Source organism: Parapedobacter sp. 2B3 (genome assembly GCF_041925275.1).
Lineage (GTDB): Bacteria > Bacteroidota > Bacteroidia > Sphingobacteriales > Sphingobacteriaceae > Parapedobacter > Parapedobacter pyrenivorans_A.
This window is the reverse complement of record NZ_JBHEUZ010000020.1, coordinates 1-20,726: the sequence shown is the minus strand read 5'-3', so window position 1 is coordinate 20,726 and position 20,726 is coordinate 1. Positions and strand designations below refer to the sequence as shown.

The window sequence follows — 20,726 nt, the reverse complement described above, 5'->3', positions numbered from 1 at the left end:
AAATACGGGTGCAATGTTTCCCGAACTTTAAAAAACACGCAACAACAAAGGGAGTTGGAAGATGGTTCAGCGCTCCGACCGTAACTCTTTCCGCATGACGTAGTCATTCAGGACGTAGCCTTGGTATGGTATATCCACCTTGTCGATGACCACAAAACCCTGCCGGCGGTAAAACTCCCCTGCGGAATTATAACGATTCACGTTTAACTCCAGGTATGCGCATCCCGCCGTCAACGCGTTTTCGGCCACGTGGTTAACAAGCACCTTTCCGGTACCTTTTCCCTGTTCGGATGGACTTACGTAAAGCTTTTCAATCCGCATGGTCTCCGGATTGCCGGGTTTGGGTTGGAACCCAACAAACCCTACCGCCGTGTCGTCCCGCAGGGCCAATGAGAAGCGCTGCCCTGCGTGAAGCTGTCTTAGCAACGCTTCGTCCGAATAAATCAATTCCAGCATCAAGCTGATCTGGCCATGGGCGAGGTAGCTCCCATAGGTAGGCCACCAGATATCATGCGCCAATTGGCGGATTAACGATAAATCCGCTGCCGTAGCTGCCTGCAAGGTTACATTATTGTTGAGCGCCATGGAACCAAGCTCACGAAACACCCAAACGGCGTAGGGTCACATATGCCATCAAACCCGTGCTCAAGGCCAATGCGCTCTCGTCAATATCGAATGTGGGCGTATGCACGGCCGAGGTGATGCCCTTGGATTCATTGCCGGTGCCTAGGCGGTAAAAGCAGGCATCGGCCACCTGCGAATAGTAAGCGAAATCTTCGGCCGCAAGCCAAAGGTCCAAATCGACAACATTCTCTCTGCCAAGGAAATCTTCCGCGTACCCCCTGATTTCGGCAGTCAGCTTTTCGTCGTTTACCAAAAATGGGTAGCCGCTCCGTACCTCGAAATCACATGATCCCCCCATACTATCGGCAATACCCGTAGCCATTTTCACCATCCGTGCATGGGCTTCCTTCCGCCATTTCTCATCAAAAGTACGGAATGTCCCTTCGAGATATACCGAATCGGGGATTACATTGGTGGCACCATCGGCGATGACCTTGCCAAACGAAAGTACACTGGGCATTTTAGGATCCGCGACGCGGCTGACAACCTGTTGCAAAGCGGTGATGATATGTGCCGTGATAACCACGGGGTCGATGTTTTGTTGGGGCTGGGCGCCATGGCCTCCCCGGCCTTTCACCGTTACGTATAACTCATCGGTAGAAGCCATGTACTTGCCGGCCCGGAAACCTACCTTTCCTGCAGGGATCAGTGGCATCACGTGTTGGCCAATAACCGCCTGCGGTACCGGATTCTGTAGCGCCCCCGCTTTGATCATGAGACTGGCACCTCCGGGTAAGCGTTCCTCGCCCGGCTGGAATATGAGTTTAACCGTCCCTCCGAAATCCGCTTTCAACGATTGGAGGATATGGGCAGTGCCCAATAGCGATGCGGTATGCACATCGTGCCCGCACGCATGCATTACCCCTGCCTTCGTAGACCCATATTCACGCCCTGCGACCTCCGTAATGGGGAGTGCGTCCATATCTGCGCGTAGTGCAACGACTTTATCGGAAAGCTGCTCGCCTTGAATGTGCGCAACCAAGCCCGTATCTGCCATGGGTGTGTATGGAATACCGAACCGGTCCAACTGAGCTTTCACAAAAGCGGACGTCTCATATTCCTGGAAGGATAGCTCTGGATTTTGGTGCAGATGCCGCCGCCACCCAACGGTTTCTTCATGGATTTGGGAAGCAAGGGCATGGATTTTTTCTCTCATCGCTCACCTTCCCTTATTGGTACACGTAAACTTCTTCGGTGAACACAAACACATTGTTGAATTGCTTCCGGAGGCCCTGCATCAGGTCTTGTGCCTCGTTTCTGCTCCTGAAATCACCAACCTTTACCCGATAGTTAGGTTCCTCATAGCTCAAATAGGTGTCTATACCTTTGTACATCCGTTTGAACCGGGCCTGTTCGGCATAGGCCTCCGAGCGGTCCGATCCCGAGTAAATCTGGACACGGAACCCCATGGCTGTGGTACGCGTAGCGGTTTCTTTATCTACGGGCGGCTTGGTCGGAGAGGTTGCCGTAATATTGGTACCCTTGCGGCTCCGTTGCATCAGGCTGATCAGTGGATCAGCGACAACTTCCACCGTACCCCGTTGCTGGGAGAAGCTATCCATGCAGGAAAAGCCAAGGAATAGAATGATGAATGCAACACAACCTCTTTTTGCCATAACCTTACGTATTATGCTCCGTGGCAGTTTTTATACTTCTTGCCGCTACCGCAGGGGCAAGGATCATTCCGACCTACCTTCTGCTCGTTCCGAACGGGCTGGGTGCGCTGTACGTCGCGGGTGTCTTCCACCGGAGCACCGCCGCTTGCTCCCACCAGTTCGGGTTTGGATGTTTTTACCCGTGTCTCCTGCCGGGGTACCGGTCTTGCCTCCCGCACGTCCTGGGGCTGTTGCTGGGGGATTTCTCCCTTGAACAGAAAACCAACGATGTCCTTGTTCATCTCGATCAGCATATCCCGGAACAGGTTGAAGGCCTCCATCTTATAGATAATAATGGGGTCTTTTTGCTCGTAGACGGCATTCTGGACAGACTGCTTCAATTCGTCCATGTCGCGTAGGTGCTCTTTCCACGCTTCATCGATCAGCGCGAGGACAACTCCTTTTTCAAACGACTTGAACACCTCCCTGCCGCCTGACTCAACCGCCTTCTTTAAATTGGTTGCCACCTGTATGCCGCGAAGGCCATCCGAAAACGGAACGACAATGTTCTCAATCTGCTCGCCACGCGTGGCGAACACGTCCGTAAGCACAGGGAGTGTTTGCTTCGCTATTTTATCCGCCTTTTCCCGATAATAGGCAATAATCCGTTCAAAAAGTTTCTCTGTGAGCGACACAATGCCACTATCCGCAAACTCGGCCGCATCGATACCGGGATCCAGCGAGAAGATACGGATTACCTCCAACTGGAAATCGTCATACGTACCCGTTTCCTTGGATGTTGTCACGGTATCTTCCACCACGTCGAAGATGGTGTTATTCAAATCCACATCCAAACGCTCGCCAAACAATGCGTTCTTACGCTTTGCATAGATAACGCTCCGCTGCGAGTTCATCACGTCATCGTACTCCAGCAGGCGCTTGCGTATACCGAAATTGTTTTCTTCCACCTTCTTCTGCGCGCGCTCGATAGACTTGGTAAGCATGCTATGTTGCATGACTTCACCTTCCTCCACACCCATCCGTACCATGATGTTGGAAATACGCTCAGAGGCAAACAACCGCATCAGCGGGTCTTCAAGTGAGACAAAGAACTGCGATGATCCCGGATCGCCTTGCCGCCCGGCGCGACCGCGCAACTGGCGGTCCACACGCCTCGATTCATGGCGCTCTGTACCGATAATTGCCAACCCTCCCGCATCCTTTACGCCGGGTCCGAGTTTGATATCCGTACCACGGCCCGCCATATTGGTAGCGATTGTTACCATGCCCGGCTGGCCGGCCTCCGCAACGATATCCGCTTCCCGCTGGTGGAGTTTGGCATTCAGCACATTGTGTTTTACACCACGCAGTTTGAGCATCCGACTTAGCAACTCAGAGATTTCCACGGAAGTGGTACCCACCAATACAGGCCGTCCCTGCTGCGTAAGCTGATGGATTTCTTCCGCTACCGCATTGTATTTTTCGCGGGCTGTCCGATAAATCAAATCGTGTCTGTCTGCACGTTGGATAACTACGTTGGTCGGTATTTCAACGACATCCAACTTATATATCTGCCAAAGCTCCCCTGCTTCCGTCACAGCGGTACCGGTCATACCGGCAAGCTTGTGGTACATCCGGAAATAGTTCTGCAGCGTAATGGTGGCATAAGTCTGCGTGGCATCTTCGACCTTCACATTTTCCTTCGCCTCGATGGCTTGGTGAAGTCCGTCGGAATAGCGGCGGCCTTCCATGATACGGCCCGTCTGCTCGTCTACGATCTTCACCTTCCCTTCGTCGATGATATACTCATCGTCCCGCTCAAACAGGGTATAGGCTTTGAGGAGTTGGTTTACCGAGTGTATGCGCTCTGACTTGATGGAGAAGTCACGCATCAGCTCCTCCTTCTTAGAAAGCTTCTCCTCCGCGCTAAGGTTTGATTTCTCAATCTCGGCCACATCCGTACCGACATCAGGCATGATGAAGAAGTTGGGATCTTCGCCCGATGCGGTAATGAGCTCTATTCCCTTTTCCGTGAGCTCTACCTGATTGTTTTTTTCATCGATGACGAAATACAGCTCGGCATCTACTTTGGGCATGTTCTTGCTTTGCTCTTGCAAGTAATAGTTTTCCGTCTTCTGAAGCACCTGCCTGTTGCTACCATCGCTAAGGAACTTAATCAGTGCCTTGTTTTTTGGCAACCCCCGATGGGCACGCAATAAAGCAAGCCCCCCGCTCTCGACATCCGTGTCGCCCGCCGCCAGGGATTTTTTTGCTTCATTAAGTACACCGTTGATAAACGCCTTCTGGGTGTTGACCAGCCGCTCGATACGGGGTTTAAGTTCGTAAAATTCGTGTTGGTCACCCCGCGGTATCGGGCCGGATATGATCAGCGGTGTCCGTGCGTCATCGATCAATACGGAGTCAACCTCATCGACCATGGCGAAATGCAGTTTCCGTTGCACCAACGCTTCGGGCGATTGCGCCATGTTGTCGCGTAGGTAATCAAACCCGAACTCATTGTTTGTGCCGAATACGATATCTGCCATGTAAGCGTTGCGCCTAGCCGGCGAATTGGGCTGGTGCTTATCAATGCAATCCACCCGCAACCCATGAAATTCAAACAACGGCCCATTCCATTCGGAGTCGCGCCGTGCCAGGTAGTCGTTCACCGTTACGATGTGTACACCCTGCCCCGACAACGCATTCAGGTATGCCGGCAATGTCCCTACCAGCGTTTTGCCCTCTCCCGTGGCCATTTCGGCAATCTTGCCTTCATGGAGTACGATACCGCCGATTAACTGGACATCGTAATGGACCATGTTCCACGTTACTTCCGTTCCGGCGGCTACCCAGCTGTTTTGCCATACAGCCTTGTCATCCACAATTTTTATATGTGCCTTCGCTGCCGCCAGCTCACGATCAAAATCAGTCGCTGTAACGGTCAATTCACTGTTTTCGGTAAAGCGGCGCGCGGTCTCCTTAACCACGGCAAAGGCCTCCGGAAGCAATTGCATCAATACTTCTTCCAACTGACGGTCGCGATCCTTACCCAGTTTATCGACCTTGTCGTAGATAGCCGTTTTTTCGCTCATCTCAATGCCGTCTTGCTCGGCCTGGACCTTCAAGTCCGCGATTTCTTTATCGATATCGGCCAGGAAATCTTGAATGCGCTGTCTGAAATTAACTGTTTTTTCCCGCAGCTCATCGTGGGTAAGGGATTCGAGTTTAGGGTATTCTTCCTTGATTTTGCTCACCAATGGTTGAATATGCTTGATATCCCGGTCTGATTTACTACCGAATATTTTACTTAAGAATGTTAACATGTGCTATTGTTTATTATCTGACACACCTCATCGTCAATAATGACACCAAAAACCAATCACCGCCAATATGACATACTGGGCAAAGTTAGTCATTAGATTTTAGATTGCAGGCGTTAGATTGTAGATTCTAGGAACAGTTCCTTTGGTGTTTGAGGCACCAATTTCAGTTCCCAGGCTTTGCGAAAAAGTGTATGGATGGCTGCACGCCCTTCGTCGCCGAGTGCAATGGAAAACCGGTTGACATACAGGTCAATATGCTTATACATCACTTCCTCACTCATTTCCTGTGCATGCAAACGGATAAAGTCGATGCCGGACCGCGGGTTGGCAAACGCAAACTCGACGCTTCTACGTATAACCCTGTTTATTTTATGCTTTATATCGTCGGGCAATCTTCGGCGGACCGAGATGCCCCCCAACGGGATAGGCGACCCCGTTGTCCTTTCCCAGTAGTCGCCTAGGTCCATAACCTTGTGCAACCCTTTCTGCCGGTAGGTAAAGCGGTTTTCGTGGATGATAAGCCCCAAATCGATGTGACCATCAAGCAAGGCTTGCTCGATCGTGGAAAATACCATTTCCTGCTTATTGGCCAGTGCCGGGAATGCCAACCCCAACAAGAAGTTTGCCGTCGTGTGTTTTCCCGGGATACCCACCGTTACGCGCCCACCGGACACCGCCCCATCACCCACAACCCGCAGCTGCTCGGCAAGGCCGGGATCCTTGCTAATCAGCAACGGCCCCACGCCAAATCCCAGCGCGCTGCCCGCATCGAGCAAAACGTACTTATCTGCAGCATATGCATAGGCATGATAACTCAATTTGGTAATATCTAATTCAGCATGGAATGCCTTTTGATTCAGCGTCTCCACATCGTCGTAGTGGACATCAAAATCGAGCCCTTCCGTATCAATCTTATGATGGATGAGCGCGTCGAAAATAAACGTGTCATTGGGGCAGGGAGAAAAACCAAGCGAGAGCTTCATGCTAACGACAATTTGTCGATGAATATTAAAAACAATACCGCCAAAAAAGTAACCAATAAAACGCCTTGGGCAATTCGGTCAAGTCCTCCCCGGTATAAAAAGCGGAGAAGCAGCAGGTTGATAGCCGCAGCAAGAACATATAGGCTCAGCGGATGCATGGTGGTACCCACCGAAGAAAACGTCCTAAGCAAATACGCAATCGCCGGAGCTATGACGCCCACGAGGCAACCCATGAAAAATGAATTGCTCTTCATCTATTTGCTATCGAAACTCCATGAGTTGAGTTCAGGTATCGCGTGGTGGGCCGTCATGTCGAATTGAACCGGCACAATAGAAACATATCCATTTTGCAGCGCCCATACATCGGTGTCCTCGCCGCGATCGCGCAATTGGAACACACCGGTAAGCCAATAGTAGCTGCGATTACTCGGATCCTTCCGTTCGTCAAACTCTTCTGCCCATTTTGCGTCGGCCTGCCGGCAAATCTTGATACCCTTTAATTGGTCGGCTTTTGGAAAGTTCACGTTTAGCAGTGTGCCTTTGGCCAATCCATTGGAGAGGACCTGCTGGGTAATGCTCCGCACATACGGTCGGCAATTCGAAAAGTCGGCATCATACTCCAGGTCGTCGTAAGAAAACCCGATAGACGGGATATCTTCAATCGCACCCTCCACGGCAGCCGACATAGTGCCCGAGTATAACACATTAATCGAATTATTGAGGCCGTGGTTGATGCCGGAAACGCAGATATCGGGCTTTCTCCCTTTAAAAACCTTATTTACTGCCAGCTTAACACAATCGACCGGTGTGCCCGAGCATTTATACATTTCTACGCCGGGGTAAATATAAATGCGGTCAATCCGCAGGGGCTTGCCGATCGTGATCGCATGCCCGGTACCAGATTGGGGACCTTCGGGCGCCACCACGGTGACATCCCCGAGTTGCTGCATTTCTTCGATCAGCACCTTGATGCCTGGGGCGGTGACGCCATCGTCATTCACCACGAGTATAGACGGTTTTTTCTTTGCCACGGGGCTAAGTTAACAAGAAAAAGCGTCACCGGTAACATCACCGGCAACGCTTTCGCTTACTTTTGCATTAAATCCCAACACTTACAACTACAGGACTACAATTTATTGAGCCAATCGACCACCTCATCCCTTGCCTTGCCGGTCTTCTTCTGGATACGGCCTATCAGTTCATCCTCTTTTCCCTCCTCGTACAGTAAATCGTCATCCGTCAGCTCCGCATAATGTTGCTTCACCTTTCCTTTCAACTCGTTCCAAGTCCCTTTCAATTTTAAATTACTCATCGTTATATATGCTTAATCATTCAACTGAGATTAAAACAAGCTTTTGGTCTATTTGTTTGCATAGGGCTAAAAATGGAGAATGAAAAAGCGGCCAACCCTCTTTGGGTTGGCCGCTCCTTAAGCAATTTCTTACTTGTGAATATGCTTATTTCTTGATTTCAACACGACGGTTAATAACGCGGCCTTCTTCAGTAGCGTTTGAGGCTACCGGAGCAGATTCGCCGAAAGCCTGAACATTAACTTTAGCAGCGTCTACACCAGAGTTAACCAAGTATTGTTTTACCGAGTTAGCACGGTCTTTTGACAACGTCAAGTTGTAGGCCTCAGAACCTTCCGCAGAAGCGTGGCCATCCAATGTAACGGTTGCACCGCTTTCGCGCAATTCAGAAGACAACCGATCAAGAGTAGCGTAAGATTCCGTTTTCAATACAGAGCTATCGAACTCAAACTGGATGTTCGGATAAGTGCCAGAAACTTGTTTAACCTCAGGCTCAGGGAATTTAATCGGGCAACCAGCACCGTCAACCTGAGTACCGGCAGGCGTACCTGGGCATTTGTCAAAGCGATCAGAAACACCGTCACCGTCTTCGTCGTTGTTCAACTCGTCAACAATGCCTTCCAAGGTAGATACACGTTGTTTCAATGCTTCAAGCTCATTACGCAATGAAGGATCTTTCAGCTCATCATACAAGGTAGACACAGGGTTGTGCCAAGTCAAATCTGGTTTTGAAGAAGAACCCAAAGAGAACTCTAAGCCAGCATAAGTATAAGAGAATTTGTCATTGGCAGCACGGTTAGCAACCGGGCCAAACAACGCCTTGTCATCAACGAAGTTCATGGTATAACCCAAGTTCAACGCTACACGGTCAGACAATTTAAATTTCACACCAACACCTACGGGGATGTAAGTCTCGCGTTTGAAATCACGGTCAGTCGTCAGGTTACGCTCACCAGGGTATTCTTCACCCCAAGCACCTGAATTATCCCATGCACCGGCAGAGCCGTCAGCATCGGTATACGCTACGGGATTGAACGCAATCAGACCATAACCAATGCTTGCATAGAAATTAACAACATTTTCGCGACGCAGGAAATCGATCGTAGCCAATTGGAACACACCGTTCAAGCTAGCCGCGTATTGCACCGAAGTTTCTGCAGATTGGTAAGAAGCACCAGCGGCACCACCGTTTGCAGCGTTGAACAACATGTTGTGTCCTACACCATTGTTATTGTACGTAAAAATACGACCACGGTTACCAGCAGCTTCCAAGCCAAACCAGCTTGATAGTTGCTTGCGAACAGTAATGCCGTAGTATTCGCGCAATTTGTACTCGCCGAAACCTACTTTTTGGTTAAACGCATTCGATCCGCCGATGATTACAGAGGGTGTAGTAAAACCACCGTTCACACCGATAGACCACGTCCTGTATTGGGATCTTCCTCCAAATACAGTCGGCTCTTGTGCCTGCACTGTATCTGTGAGCCCTAAGGCCGCAACCAGCGAGCAAGCAACTGCCGTTTTGATTGTAGAATAATTCATACTCTTGTTTTTTTTAAGGTTAAAAATTTTTAATTGTCTAATTTCTCGCAAAAATAACCAATAGTTTGATTCCCGCAATATTTGCAAATACTATTCCAGTTTTTTTCCTTTTTGTGATTTTCTAAAAAAAAACACCCAATATCAGCTGCTATTTCCATCTAAGCCGAAAACATCTTGCTGATTGTCAGCAAGATAAAGTCCTATCGGGCTTTCTGACTAAACTTCAACATCCGGCAGACGAGTTGCATTTACTGCTCAACGGACCCTAAAACAACACAACCAGTTCATCCACGATACCAAACCCCAAATGTCTATTTTTTAAGTCAGTCTAGCAAAAGCGTTGTAAATCTACAGATTAATTGGTTCTGTTCCTAACACTTTCACGATTTTATCTTTGGAAACAGCCGCTCACACGGTATAATGCGAGGGGCGGCGTTTGTTATTTTAAAAAAGGTAATGGATAACGGTATAGGTGATACCCGCCAATATTGCTGACACCGGGATGGTGAGTACCCAAGCCCAAAGCAGACTGATCGTAACGCCCCACCTCACGGCCGATACCCGTTTAACCACACCTACCCCTATGATGGAGCCAGTAATGGTATGTGTGGTAGATACCGGGATGCCGAAATGCTCGGTTATACCCAGGGTAATCGCGCCCGCCGTTTCCGCACCCACGCCCTCCAGTGCATTCACTTTCGTGATTTTCGTCCCCATCGTCTTCACGATTTTCCATCCACCGCTCATCGTCCCCAACGCAATCGCAGAATAACAGACCAACGGTATCCATTCGGGCATGTGATCCCCCGATTGCAGGTATCCACCGGCAACCATGGCCACGAAGATGATGCCCATCACCTTCTGTGCGTCATTACCCCCATGTGCAAAACTGAGCGCGGCCGAAGACACCAATTGCAGTTTCTTAAACCACCACTCCGCGACGGACGGCTTGGCCCGTTTGGATATATTGATGATGACCAGCGTAATGATAACCGCGATAACCATCCCCACTGCCGGAGCCAGCACAATAAATGAGATGATTTTCAATGTAGCGTTAAGATTGATTGCTCCGATGACGCTGTCGCCCAAAATAAACGCGTGTGTCATACCGGCCCCTGCAAACCCGCCTATCAACGTGTGCGACGAGCTTGAAGGTACTCCATAATACCATGTAAACAGGTTCCAGCCGATTGCAGCCACCAATCCTGCAAAAATCACTTCCAGGGTGATGTATTCTTCAAGCACCGTCTTCGCGATCGTATTGGCAACTTTGTGGTCCGTAAAATAAAAATAAGCTGCAAAATTAAATGCTGCTGCCCACAATACCGCCTGAAAAGGCGACAGGACCTTCGTTGATACGATGGTGGCAATCGAATTAGCCGCATCGTGAAAGCCATTGATGTAATCAAATGCAATAGCTAGAATAATAACAACGACCAGTAACGTGGTGACCATAGGTGCTGAAGAATATGAGATTAGGCGTTTTTCACTAAAATACTTTCCAATACGTTGGCAACGTCCTCGCACTTGTCGGTTGCCGTTTCCATGGCCGATAGTACTTCCTTATACTTGATCAATACGATGGCATCTTTTTCAAACTCGAACAACTCACCTACCGCCTTATCAAAAATATAGTCTGCCTTGTTCTCGATGCTGTTGATACGCACACATGAGTCCGTTATATTTCGGATATTCTTCAAGTTGCGCAATTCGTGGACGGCCCGCGCCACGTCTTCCGTCGCCTCCAGGATCAAATCGGCCATTTCGATAATGGGTTCGGTAATCCTTTCCACCTTATACAGGTCGATCCGGTTTGACGCCCCATGTATGAAATCGGCCACGTCATCCAACGAACTCGTCAACGTATGGATATCCTCACGGTCAAACGGTGTGATGAAGTTCTTTCCCAATTCCAAATGGATCTGGTGTGAAATGTCGTCACCACGGTGCTCCAGGTCTTCGATTTTCCGGCATATTTCCTTGCGTTTCTCGGCATCGGTAAGGTTTACCAACTCCTTCAGCAGTTTCGCCATATCAATGAGGTTGCTGCTTGCCTGTTCAAACAACGGGAAAAACTTTTTGTCTTTGGGAACAAAATATTGGAATATGCTATTTAGCGACATAGGGCATAATATTTCATGCAAAAATATAACGCCAATGTTAACTTAATGTTAATTAACAATTCTTTTTCCTATTTGGCTTCCGTCAAAAAGGTTACATCGAAGGCGTTACCTTCTCCAGGGTAAATGCGAAAGTAGTTCCCACCCCTTCCGTGCTACGCACATTGATTGTCTGCTCGTGTGCTTCAATGATATGTTTCACGATAGACAACCCAAGGCCGGAACCGCCGATTTTCCGCGACCGGCTCCTGTCCGTCCGGAAAAACCGCTCGAAGATGCGCGGCAGGTTCCGCTCTTCTATCCCGATACCATCGTCGGTCACCTCCACCAACACGGTCTCAAATAGTTCGTAAATCCGTATATCGGTTTGCCCCCCGCGTTTACCGTATTTGATGGAATTGCTGATAAGGTTGACAAAAACCTGGCGTACCTTTTCTCGATCCGCCCTTACCAGGGTAGGGTATTGGTATTTTTCTTTAAATACCAGCCGGACATCGTGCGTTGATGCCTTGTCCTCCATCGACTCCAGTATTTCTTTAACCAAAACAACTAGGTCGAATTTCTGGAAATTGATGGGTATCTGTCCACTTTCGAGCCTCGATATCTCATCCAAATCCTTTATCAAAAACGAAAGGCGGTCGAGGTTTGATGATGCTTTTCTTAAAAATTGGGTTGCCAGCTCGATGTCTTCCTGCATCATGCCATCCTGCAACGCATCGATATACCCTTGCAGGGCGAACAGCGGTGTCTTGAATTCATGGGCTACATTGGAAAGAAACTCCCGGCGAAAACGTTCCTGCTCTTTCAACCGGTCTATTTCCTTCTTTTTCTCCTTTGCCCAATCCCTCACTTGTTGCTCGACGTCGTTAATCGGATCATCACTCATCTTTTCGCCCAATGCGTCCTTGAGGTCTTTGCCGAGCTTCAGGTTGTGGACCAACTTATAGATAAGTCTTATTTTACTGTAGATATAACGTTGGAATAAATAATAGAACGTTAGAAAGCTGATGGCGAATGAAATGGCAAACGTAACGAGAAAGTGCTGCCAGCTGTGTTGGAAATAAAAATTCACACAAGCGATAGATAGCCCCACCGCACAAGCATTGATGAAAACAAGCAGGATAAACCTCATAAGAAATCCCTAATCGAAACGGCCCAAAACCGTAAGGCCACCAGAAACCTTATCCCCGATACTGACGTCCACTCTTGTCCCCAACGGGAGGAAAACGTCTACACGCGAGCCGAATTTGATAAATCCGAACTCTTCGCCCTGGGTCACCTCAGCGCCTTCCCCTACATACCAAACGATGCGCCGGGCCATTGCACCGGCTATCTGGCGGAACAGGACTTCCTTCCCCGTTGCTGTTTGTACGGCAATGCTGGTCCGCTCGTTGAGCGTGGAAGACTTCGGATGCCATGCCACTAGGTATTTCCCAGCATGGTAGCGGAAGAAGCTGACCCTCCCGCTTACCGGATTGCGATTGATGTGTACATTGATGGGTGACATGAAAATAGACACCTGTATCCGCTTATCACGGAAGTATTCCGTTTCTTCAACTTCCTCGATCACGACCACTTTCCCGTCGGCTGGACAAAGGATTGTATTGTCATCCATGGTGATACGTCTACGCGGATTCCGGAAAAACTGCAAGACAGTGACAAACAACAGGAACGAAAGCACATAAGTCACCCATACTACGAATGTGCTATCCGCTATAAAGTAGTGAACCAGCGCATTGGCAACAAAAATCACCAACACAACAATGGCAATGCTGGTATATCCCTCTTTATGAATTGTCATCTATAAAAATTAATGAGCAAACTTAGATAAACTTGCTTCGAAATACAACCTATAATTTGCGTGAAATAAAAAAATCGACGTAATAGGTTATATACCCTTCTCCCGTCGGATCGTTACATCGTAAAACCGTATCTTCTGGTCGCGAAGGTCCGGAAAGGCCTCCATGGTTACGGTAAGCGTGTCTTGTATGTATTGGCCCTCAGCGTATGAAGGGAGCCAATAGCCCAGTCCATTCAGGGCCTCGAGCAGCAAATCGGCATACCGCTTGTTATCGAATGTCGCTTTCATAGCGATTCCGCTGGGTACGCCGCTTGGCTGCACCGTTACGGTAAATTCAATTTTCGTAGGATCCGGCATGTCATCCAAAGCACCGTCAAACCACGCTGACAAGTGCTCGGCGAGAAATCCGGTAAATCCGGTATAGTCATCGATGGTACAGCTCTTTATGATCATCGCTTCGGCGCGGTTGGAAAAATCGAGCGGTAACAGGCCGTATCGGGGTGCGCCGAAAAATTCCTCCTCGGTATAAGCTTCATACCCCTGCACAAAACGTCCTTTGTTATAATATTCATATCCAGCATTCCTTCCTTTCCCATCGTCAAACAAGTACTCGATAGACCAACTGCCATGCGGGTATCCGTCTAGTACCCTCCCTCTCCGGTTATACCGGATATAGCCAAACTCGTTATAGCCATCGGCTACCACAGAAAAGTCGTACTTTCCTTTTCCGTCGGTAACGCGTTGGCGCCCGCGCCGGTCCCAAAAATTGACGATACGTATTCCCTCGTTGGTGTAGGCTACTTCCAGCAACCGCTTCCCGTCGGGATAAAAGAAATTAAAGGAGCCTACCCGCGAGCCTTCCGCAAACGATCCCTGCCACTTCACTTGGCCATTGGGGTGATACGCTGTAAAATCCCCATGCTTTCTCCCATCTGAATAGGCCCCTTCCAGGGCTACCCGGCCTTGATTATCAAAATCGGTAAACTCGCCGTTAAATACCTGTAGCTGGAAATCATACCGCCCCACACGTTCGATCGCCTTGAACTCGCAATGCTTGTCCACCAAAAAATAATGATCGTCATAGAAAAACCGAATGATGTCTTCAGGCCCTCGCTCGTAAAAAACAGGGGCGTTCGTGGTCGTATCTACGCTGCCATAAAGCGCGCTCCATGGCGCAACCATAATAACGAACACTATAACCAGCCACTGTCTCATAACCACGTTGGTTTAGTGTGCTTGGAGCCAATTCCTGCCTTCGCCAAGTTCCACGACAATGGGCACAGACATGGCGAGGGCATTTTTCATGTGTTGCTCGACAAACTCCCTGAAAAGGGGTACCTCTGCTTTTGGCACGTCAAACACCAGCTCGTCATGCACCTGCATGGTCATCTTGCCCTGCAAACCTCGCCTTTTTATCTCGTCGTGGATAGCAATCATCGCCACCTTGATCATATCCGCCGCAGATCCCTGGATCGGTGCGTTGATTGCGTTCCGCTCGGCAAAACCGCGCACGGTCTGGTTGGCCGAATTGATATCCCGTAGATAGCGGCGGCGTTTCAACAGCGTTTCTACATAGCCGTGCTCTTTCGCGAAATTTATGGTGTTGCTCATGTATTGCTTGATACCGGGGTACTGGGCAAAATATTGCTCAATGATCTGTGCGGCCTCGCTACGGGGAATCCCCAGGTTTTGCGAAAGGCCGAAAGCGGATTGCCCGTAGATGATGCCGAAGTTTACCGCCTTGGCGTTTCTCCGCTGGGCCGAGGTCACCTCTTCAAGCGGCAGACCATACACCTTCGCGGCGGTAGCCCGGTGTACATCCAAGCCCTTTTCAAACGCCTCCAACATCCCGCTGTCGCCACTCATATGTGCAACCAGCCGAAGTTCAATCTGGGAGTAGTCGGCAGATAAAATCACATGGTCTTCGTCGGTAGGAATGAATGCTTTGCGCACTTCGCGCCCGCGCTCTGTACGGATGGGGATATTCTGCAGGTTGGGGTTGGTAGAGCTCAACCGCCCCGTTGCAGCTACGGCCTGGTTGTACGAGGTGTGCACCCGGCCGGTCAACGGATTGATCATCGTTGGCAGCGCATCCACGTAGGTCGATTTAAGTTTCTGCAGCTGCCGGAATTCAAGGATGTCTTTGACAATGTCACTTTTCGGTGCCAGTGCAAGTAAAACATCCTCGCCTGTTTTGTATTGCCCCGTCTTTGTCTTTTTAGCCTTCGGATCCAATTGAAGCTTTTCGAAAAGGACCTCGCCCAGTTGCTTCGGCGAGGCGATGTTGAACCGGACACCTGCCTTTTCGTAGATTGTCTTTTCCAGCACCGCAGTGTCAGCCGCCATTGATTCGGATAACTGCCGGAGCACGGGGACATCCACCTTGACCCCGCAACGCTCCATGCTCGCTAATACGTGGACCAAGGGAAATTCTACTTCACGCGCGAGTTCGGTCGCCTCCGCCTTTGCCAACAACGGCTCAAAGACCGTTTTTAATTGGAGCGTGATATCCGCATCTTCAGCGGCATATTCCGTAATGGCCGCCATATCCACGTCCTGCATGTTTCCCTGCTTCTTACCCTTCGGGCCAATCAGCTCGGTAATCGGAACAGGAGTGTAGCCAAGGTAACTTTCGGCCAGCATATCCATGCCGTGCCGGGTGTCAGGATCGATAAGGTAATGCGCCAGCATGGTATCGAACAGCGACCCCTTCACTGCCACCCCATAGCGGGCTAGCAGCAAGATATCATATTTGATGTTCTGTCCTATCTTCTCGATCGATTCGTTTTCAAGAACAGACTTGAACGGAGCCAGCACTCCGATTCTGCCTTCGTGATTGGGCGGCGCGGGCACATACCAAGCTTTGCCGGCTTCGATAGCAAAAGAAAGTCCGACCAAATCAGCCGTATTCGCATCGGTGCCCGTAGTTTCGGTATCAAAACAGAAACTATGCTGTGTAGACAATAACGCCGCCAGCTCCTGCTGCGAAGCCGGTGTATCGGCCAAAATGTAGGTATGCGGCGTGTTATGCACGTTCTTGCCCGCAGCCGGCGGCACGTATTCCTCGCCGACACTCGCAATATGGGTATTGGGCGCGGCCATGTTGCCAAACAAATCCATCTGCATGCCGGATGCACCTTGGGGTCCAGACACATTAAACTCCTCGCCGAAAACGCGCTTGCCCAATGTGCGGAATTCCAATTCGGCAAACAGCGGTTCCAGTGCTTCCTTATTCGGCTCACCGAGCAAGAGCCGCTCTTCGTCCAATTGGATGGGCACATCCAATTGGATGGTGGCCAGTTTCTTGGAAATCAACCCCTGCTCGGCAAAAGTCTCTACGTTTTCCCGCTGTTTCCCCTTAAGCTGATCCGTATTGGCCAAAATGCCTTCCATGGAACCAAACTGCTTGATCAAGCTCTTTGCCGTCTTTTCGCCGATACCCGGGATGCCCGGAATGTTATCGACCGAGTCGCCCCAAAGGCCAAGGATGTCGATGACCTGCTTCACATCCGAAATTTCCCATTTCTCCAGAATTTCCTTTACGCCGAGCGTCTCTGCCCCGTTGCCCAACCGCGCGGGTTTATAAATGAAGATATTCTCTGTCACCAACTGGCCGAAGTCCTTATCGGGCGTCATGCAAAACACCGTGTATCCCCTCGCTTCCGCCTGCTTGGCCAAGGTGCCAATGATGTCGTCGGCCTCATAGCCATCCAACGTGAGGAGGGGGATATTGAAGCCCTCAACCAGTTTATAGACGTAGGGAATAGCCGCCGCCAGGTCTTCGGGGATGGCTTGCCGGTTGGCCTTGTATGATTCGAACTCGATATGGCGGTTGGTCGGCGCCATGGTATCGAACACCACAGCGATATGCGAGGGCTGCTGCGTTCTCAGCAACTCCAGCAAGGTATTGGCAAACCCAAATATCGCCGAAGTATTAAATCCAGTGGATGTAATCCTCGGGGTTTTACTTAGTGCAAAATAGGCCCTGTAAATCAAGGCCATCCCATCTAAAAGAAACAACTTCTTCACGTAGCAAGTATATTGGTGTCGTCACAAATATAGGGATATTGTGGCGTTTTTTTCCGACTTTTGCCGATATGGCAAGAACCGCTTCGGCACATAATGTGGTATTCGAATGAAAGCCCTCGTCACCAAGTCTACCGGCAGTTGGTACGAGGTTCTTACAGATGACGGCGAGACGTACAGTTGCCGTATCAAAGGCAAGTTCCGCACCAAAGACATCAAAACAACGAATCCCGTAGCGGTTGGTGATTGGGTAGACATCATCGTAGAAACGGATACCATTCCACACACCGCCATCATTGTGCACCTACACGAACGGCAGAACTACATCATCCGTAAATCGATAAACTTATCCAAACAAGCGCAAATCATAGCTGCCAATCTCGACCAGGCGTTATTGGTCGTAACATTGGCATCTCCGTTTACGTCGCTGGGGTTCATCGACCGTTTCCTCGTCACAGCCGAGGCATATGACATCCCTGCGAAGCTGGTTTTCAACAAACTGGACCTGTTTTCAGAGGCAGGAGTGGAAATTCTGAGTGACTATAAAGCGATTTATGTCAGTTTAGGCTACCCCTGCTATGAGGTATCGGCATTGCAGGGGACAAACATTGAGGTGATCGGCGCGCTCCTCCGCGGGCGGACCACGTTAGTACTGGGCCACTCGGGCGTAGGGAAATCCACGTTGATCAACGCCATCCATCCGCCGGCGAAAATGCGTACCGCCGCCATCTCTGATTGGTCAGACAAGGGGCGGCACACCACCACCTTTGCTGAAATGATCCTACTTCCCGATAACGGACGGCTGATTGACACGCCGGGCATACGGGAGCTGGGTATCATCGATATCGAGCCGCAGGAATTGGGGCATTTTTTCCCCGAGATGCGCGAACGGATGAATGACTGCCGTTTCAACGACTGCCGACATGTCAACGAGCCGGGGTGCGCCGTGTTAGCTGCCGTTGAAAACGGCACCATCGCACCGAGCCGATATGACAGCTATTTGAGCATGTACCATGGCAATGATACCCGTCTATAAAGTGGATTTCGTAGCGGAGCCCGTTACTGCCGAGCCGAAAATGACATTAATATTGAAAGAATTGGTAGCTTTGCAACGATGAATGTCCGGCTGCGCGTTTTGCTGATCTCGCTCTGTTGCTTTTCGTTCCTGCAGGGGCTTTATGCCCAGGTGGACGAAGATTTCAGCAGTGCGTTGGACTCTGCAAGGGCCGCCGAAGACAATAAGGAAGATACCGTGATTTATACGGCGAGGTATGTTCGCTACACCACCTTGGCCATGATGAAACAGGGTACTTTTACCTACCAGATTGACACCCTCCACAAGAATTTCCAGTATTACAACCCGCAAAATCAGCCAAGGAACCCCGCTATCCACTTAGGGAGTTATGGGTTGGCCACGCGCGACATGCTGTTCGTTCCCAACAAGACCATCGGTTTCCAGACCGGGTTCCATAGCTTGGAGCGCTATCTCTACCAGCCCGATTCCATAAAATACTACCGCGCTCGCGCGCCGTTTTCGGAACTATACAACGTGGGGTTTTTCTTCGACGACCAGATTATCCGGGCCAAGGTGACACAAAATGTCACCCCCCGGCTAAACGTCGGCGGCGAATTTCACGCAGCCCGGGCTGACGGGTACTACATCAACCAGCGGTATAACGACTTGAAGTCAGCGGTATTTGCTTGGTATGAATCGGAAAGCCGCCGTTACAACCTGCTTACCAACGCCGTATTCAACAAGTTGACGTCGACCGAGAATGGGTCTATCCTCAACGATACCCTCTTCCGGGACCCCGACCGTGGCCCGAGCGACGCCGAATCTACCCGCTTGCGGGGTACCCGTGATGAGCGGCCGAGACACACTTGGCGGGACAACAGCCTCTTCCTCCGGCAAAGTATGTTTATGGGACGCTTGGATACCATCAACGCCGGGCTGCCGGAACAACAGATACTCCCTACCAATCGCGTGTCGCACAGCATACAATATCGCTCGCGGAGTTTTCAATTCTACAAGAATGAAGAAGATGTCAACGACGCCTTCCCTTTCGGCGAAAGCATCCTTTCGGCCGATACCACGCGTCTAACAACCATCACCAACGACTTCGGCTATAGCTTCTACCTCCGCGGAAAATCGCTGGCTTTCATCAAAAACGAGGTGAAGCTGGACTTGGGTTACCAACACGATATGCATTGGTACAACGACCGCGGGATGAATGCGTTTCTGCAAAACAGCATGCTCAAAGCGGGTGTGGGCTACCGGTTCAGTGACCGCATCACGGTAACGGGCGACTTAAACCAGATTGTGCAAGGGGCAAATTTCGGGGACTATCTTTACGAGGCCAAAGCAGACATCCTGTTGAGCAACACTGTCGGGCGCATCATATTGGGCGCTTATACGCAAAACAAGTCCCCCGAACAGCTGTTTCAACGTGTCAACTATACTTACCATCAATGGGACACTGAATTTGCGAAGACAAAAACCACCAACTTCTCGTTTTCCTATGAAAATGCCCACGTTGGATTTTCGGGGCAAGTAGCGTATTTTCTGATCAACGATCACCTTTATTATCGGGAAGTGGATAATCCCGGTAATAACCCACGGCTGTTCCGAACGATCGAGCCCGCCCAATTGGATAATAGCATCAACCTCCTTAAAGTGTCGGTCGGTCAGAATTTCCGCTTAGGGCGGTTCCATTTGGATAACTACGCGGTGTACCAGAAGTCAGACTATAACGCGGTGCTGGCCGTGCCCGAATTATACACCTGGCACAGCTTCTATTACCACGGTCTGCTTTATAAGATCGTGGATTTCAATCTCGGATTCGACGTTCGTTTCAATACGCCCTTCCGTACACCCTCTTACGCCATTAATATTGGGCAATTTTACAATGATAACACGGGCATCGAATTTTCTACCTATCCAATTGTTGACCTATGGGCCACGGCGACCCTTAAGCGGGCAAATTTATTTTTGAGCTATAATTCCGCCAACCAGCTTGTATGGCCATCTGGCTACTATACGGTGCGCCGTTACCCGATGAGCAGTACAAACCTTCGGGTAGGGATTGCTTGGAAATTCTACGATTAGGCTTGCTTTTCCATGAGACGGATGCAGGATTGATTCGCCGCTCATTAGGAGCGTAGGCTCATCAAATCTCGCGCTCAGCCAGGCGGATACGGGAAATAGGCCCCCAATCGCTTCTGGCAATGCTATTGGAAGTGGAAAACAACCTAGAAACCCTAACCCTTTCGGTCAAGACAAGAGAGTAAATAGGAGGGACCCTCGCTTAAACAAGAAACGCCCCGTTGCGTTATGCAGCGGGGCGTTGTAGATTTTGGCGCCGACCTACTCTCACGCCTTTTACGGCAATACCATCGGCTCGG

At 50.0% G+C, this 20,726-nt stretch carries 17 protein-coding genes; 2 read left to right on the top strand and 15 right to left on the bottom strand.

Annotation, left to right across the window (positions count from 1 at the left end):
• Positions 1-66: 66 nt before the first annotated feature.
• The 15 genes from ACEVG1_RS18130 to polA form a co-directional block, all read right to left on the bottom strand.
• The gene (locus ACEVG1_RS18130) at positions 67-585 is read right to left on the bottom strand and encodes a GNAT family N-acetyltransferase (RefSeq protein ID WP_374745143.1); all 519 of its coding nucleotides are present in this window, start codon (positions 583-585) and stop codon (positions 67-69) included.
• A 10-nt stretch (positions 586-595) separates the two neighbouring features.
• Positions 596-1,780, bottom strand: a complete 1,185-nt coding sequence (locus ACEVG1_RS18125; protein ID WP_374745142.1) for a M20 family metallopeptidase — start codon at positions 1,778-1,780, stop codon at positions 596-598.
• Positions 1,781-1,793: 13 nt separating this feature from the next.
• Positions 1,794-2,240, bottom strand: a complete 447-nt coding sequence (locus tag ACEVG1_RS18120; protein ID WP_374745141.1) for an SPOR domain-containing protein — start codon at positions 2,238-2,240, stop codon at positions 1,794-1,796.
• Between the two features lie 11 nt (positions 2,241-2,251).
• A complete protein-coding gene (gene secA, locus ACEVG1_RS18115) occupies positions 2,252-5,542 on the bottom strand; it encodes a preprotein translocase subunit SecA (RefSeq protein ID WP_374745140.1) in 3,291 nt (1,096 codons plus the stop codon).
• 113 nt (positions 5,543-5,655) lie between these two features.
• A complete protein-coding gene (locus ACEVG1_RS18110; protein WP_374745139.1) occupies positions 5,656-6,525 on the bottom strand; it encodes a 1,4-dihydroxy-6-naphthoate synthase in 870 nt (289 codons plus the stop codon).
• Positions 6,522-6,779 (bottom strand): hypothetical protein, encoded by a 258-nt coding sequence (locus ACEVG1_RS18105; RefSeq protein ID WP_374745138.1) that lies wholly within the window; start codon positions 6,777-6,779, stop codon positions 6,522-6,524. The genes ACEVG1_RS18110 and ACEVG1_RS18105 overlap by 4 nt, the downstream gene beginning before the upstream one ends.
• Positions 6,780-7,556 (bottom strand): 5'/3'-nucleotidase SurE, encoded by a 777-nt coding sequence (surE, locus tag ACEVG1_RS18100; RefSeq protein WP_374745137.1) that lies wholly within the window; start codon positions 7,554-7,556, stop codon positions 6,780-6,782.
• 95 nt (positions 7,557-7,651) lie between these two features.
• Entirely contained in the window at positions 7,652-7,837 is a 186-nt protein-coding gene (locus ACEVG1_RS18095) for a CsbD family protein (RefSeq protein ID WP_374745136.1), read from the bottom strand.
• Between the two features lie 145 nt (positions 7,838-7,982).
• On the bottom strand, positions 7,983-9,377 hold the full coding sequence (locus tag ACEVG1_RS18090) for an OmpA family protein (protein WP_374745135.1): 1,395 nt from the start codon (positions 9,375-9,377) through the stop codon (positions 7,983-7,985).
• A 444-nt stretch (positions 9,378-9,821) separates the two neighbouring features.
• Positions 9,822-10,832 (bottom strand): anion permease, encoded by a 1,011-nt coding sequence (locus ACEVG1_RS18085; protein ID WP_374745134.1) that lies wholly within the window; start codon positions 10,830-10,832, stop codon positions 9,822-9,824.
• A gap of 20 nt (positions 10,833-10,852) precedes the next feature.
• Entirely contained in the window at positions 10,853-11,500 is a 648-nt protein-coding gene (locus tag ACEVG1_RS18080; RefSeq protein WP_374745133.1) for a DUF47 domain-containing protein, read from the bottom strand.
• Between the two features lie 91 nt (positions 11,501-11,591).
• Positions 11,592-12,629, bottom strand: coding sequence for a sensor histidine kinase (locus ACEVG1_RS18075; RefSeq protein ID WP_374745132.1), 1,038 nt, complete (start codon positions 12,627-12,629; stop codon positions 11,592-11,594).
• A 9-nt stretch (positions 12,630-12,638) separates the two neighbouring features.
• Positions 12,639-13,298, bottom strand: a complete 660-nt coding sequence (locus ACEVG1_RS18070; RefSeq protein ID WP_374745131.1) for a phosphatidylserine decarboxylase family protein — start codon at positions 13,296-13,298, stop codon at positions 12,639-12,641.
• An 87-nt stretch (positions 13,299-13,385) separates the two neighbouring features.
• Positions 13,386-14,513: a hypothetical protein gene (locus tag ACEVG1_RS18065; RefSeq protein ID WP_374745130.1), complete on the bottom strand. Its 1,128-nt coding sequence runs from the start codon at positions 14,511-14,513 to the stop codon at positions 13,386-13,388.
• 12 nt (positions 14,514-14,525) lie between these two features.
• Positions 14,526-17,327: a DNA polymerase I gene (gene polA / locus ACEVG1_RS18060; protein ID WP_374745129.1), complete on the bottom strand. Its 2,802-nt coding sequence runs from the start codon at positions 17,325-17,327 to the stop codon at positions 14,526-14,528.
• 106 nt (positions 17,328-17,433) lie between these two features.
• Here polA and rsgA point away from each other — a divergent pair, with 106 nt between their 5' ends.
• Positions 17,434-18,360 carry a ribosome small subunit-dependent GTPase A gene (gene rsgA / locus ACEVG1_RS18055; protein ID WP_374745128.1) on the top strand — a complete coding sequence of 309 codons (927 nt, stop codon included), beginning with the start codon at positions 17,434-17,436 and terminating at the stop codon, positions 18,358-18,360.
• Positions 18,361-18,438: 78 nt separating this feature from the next.
• On the top strand, positions 18,439-20,430 hold the full coding sequence (locus tag ACEVG1_RS18050) for a putative porin (protein ID WP_374745127.1): 1,992 nt from the start codon (positions 18,439-18,441) through the stop codon (positions 20,428-20,430).
• Positions 20,431-20,726 lie beyond the last annotated feature (296 nt).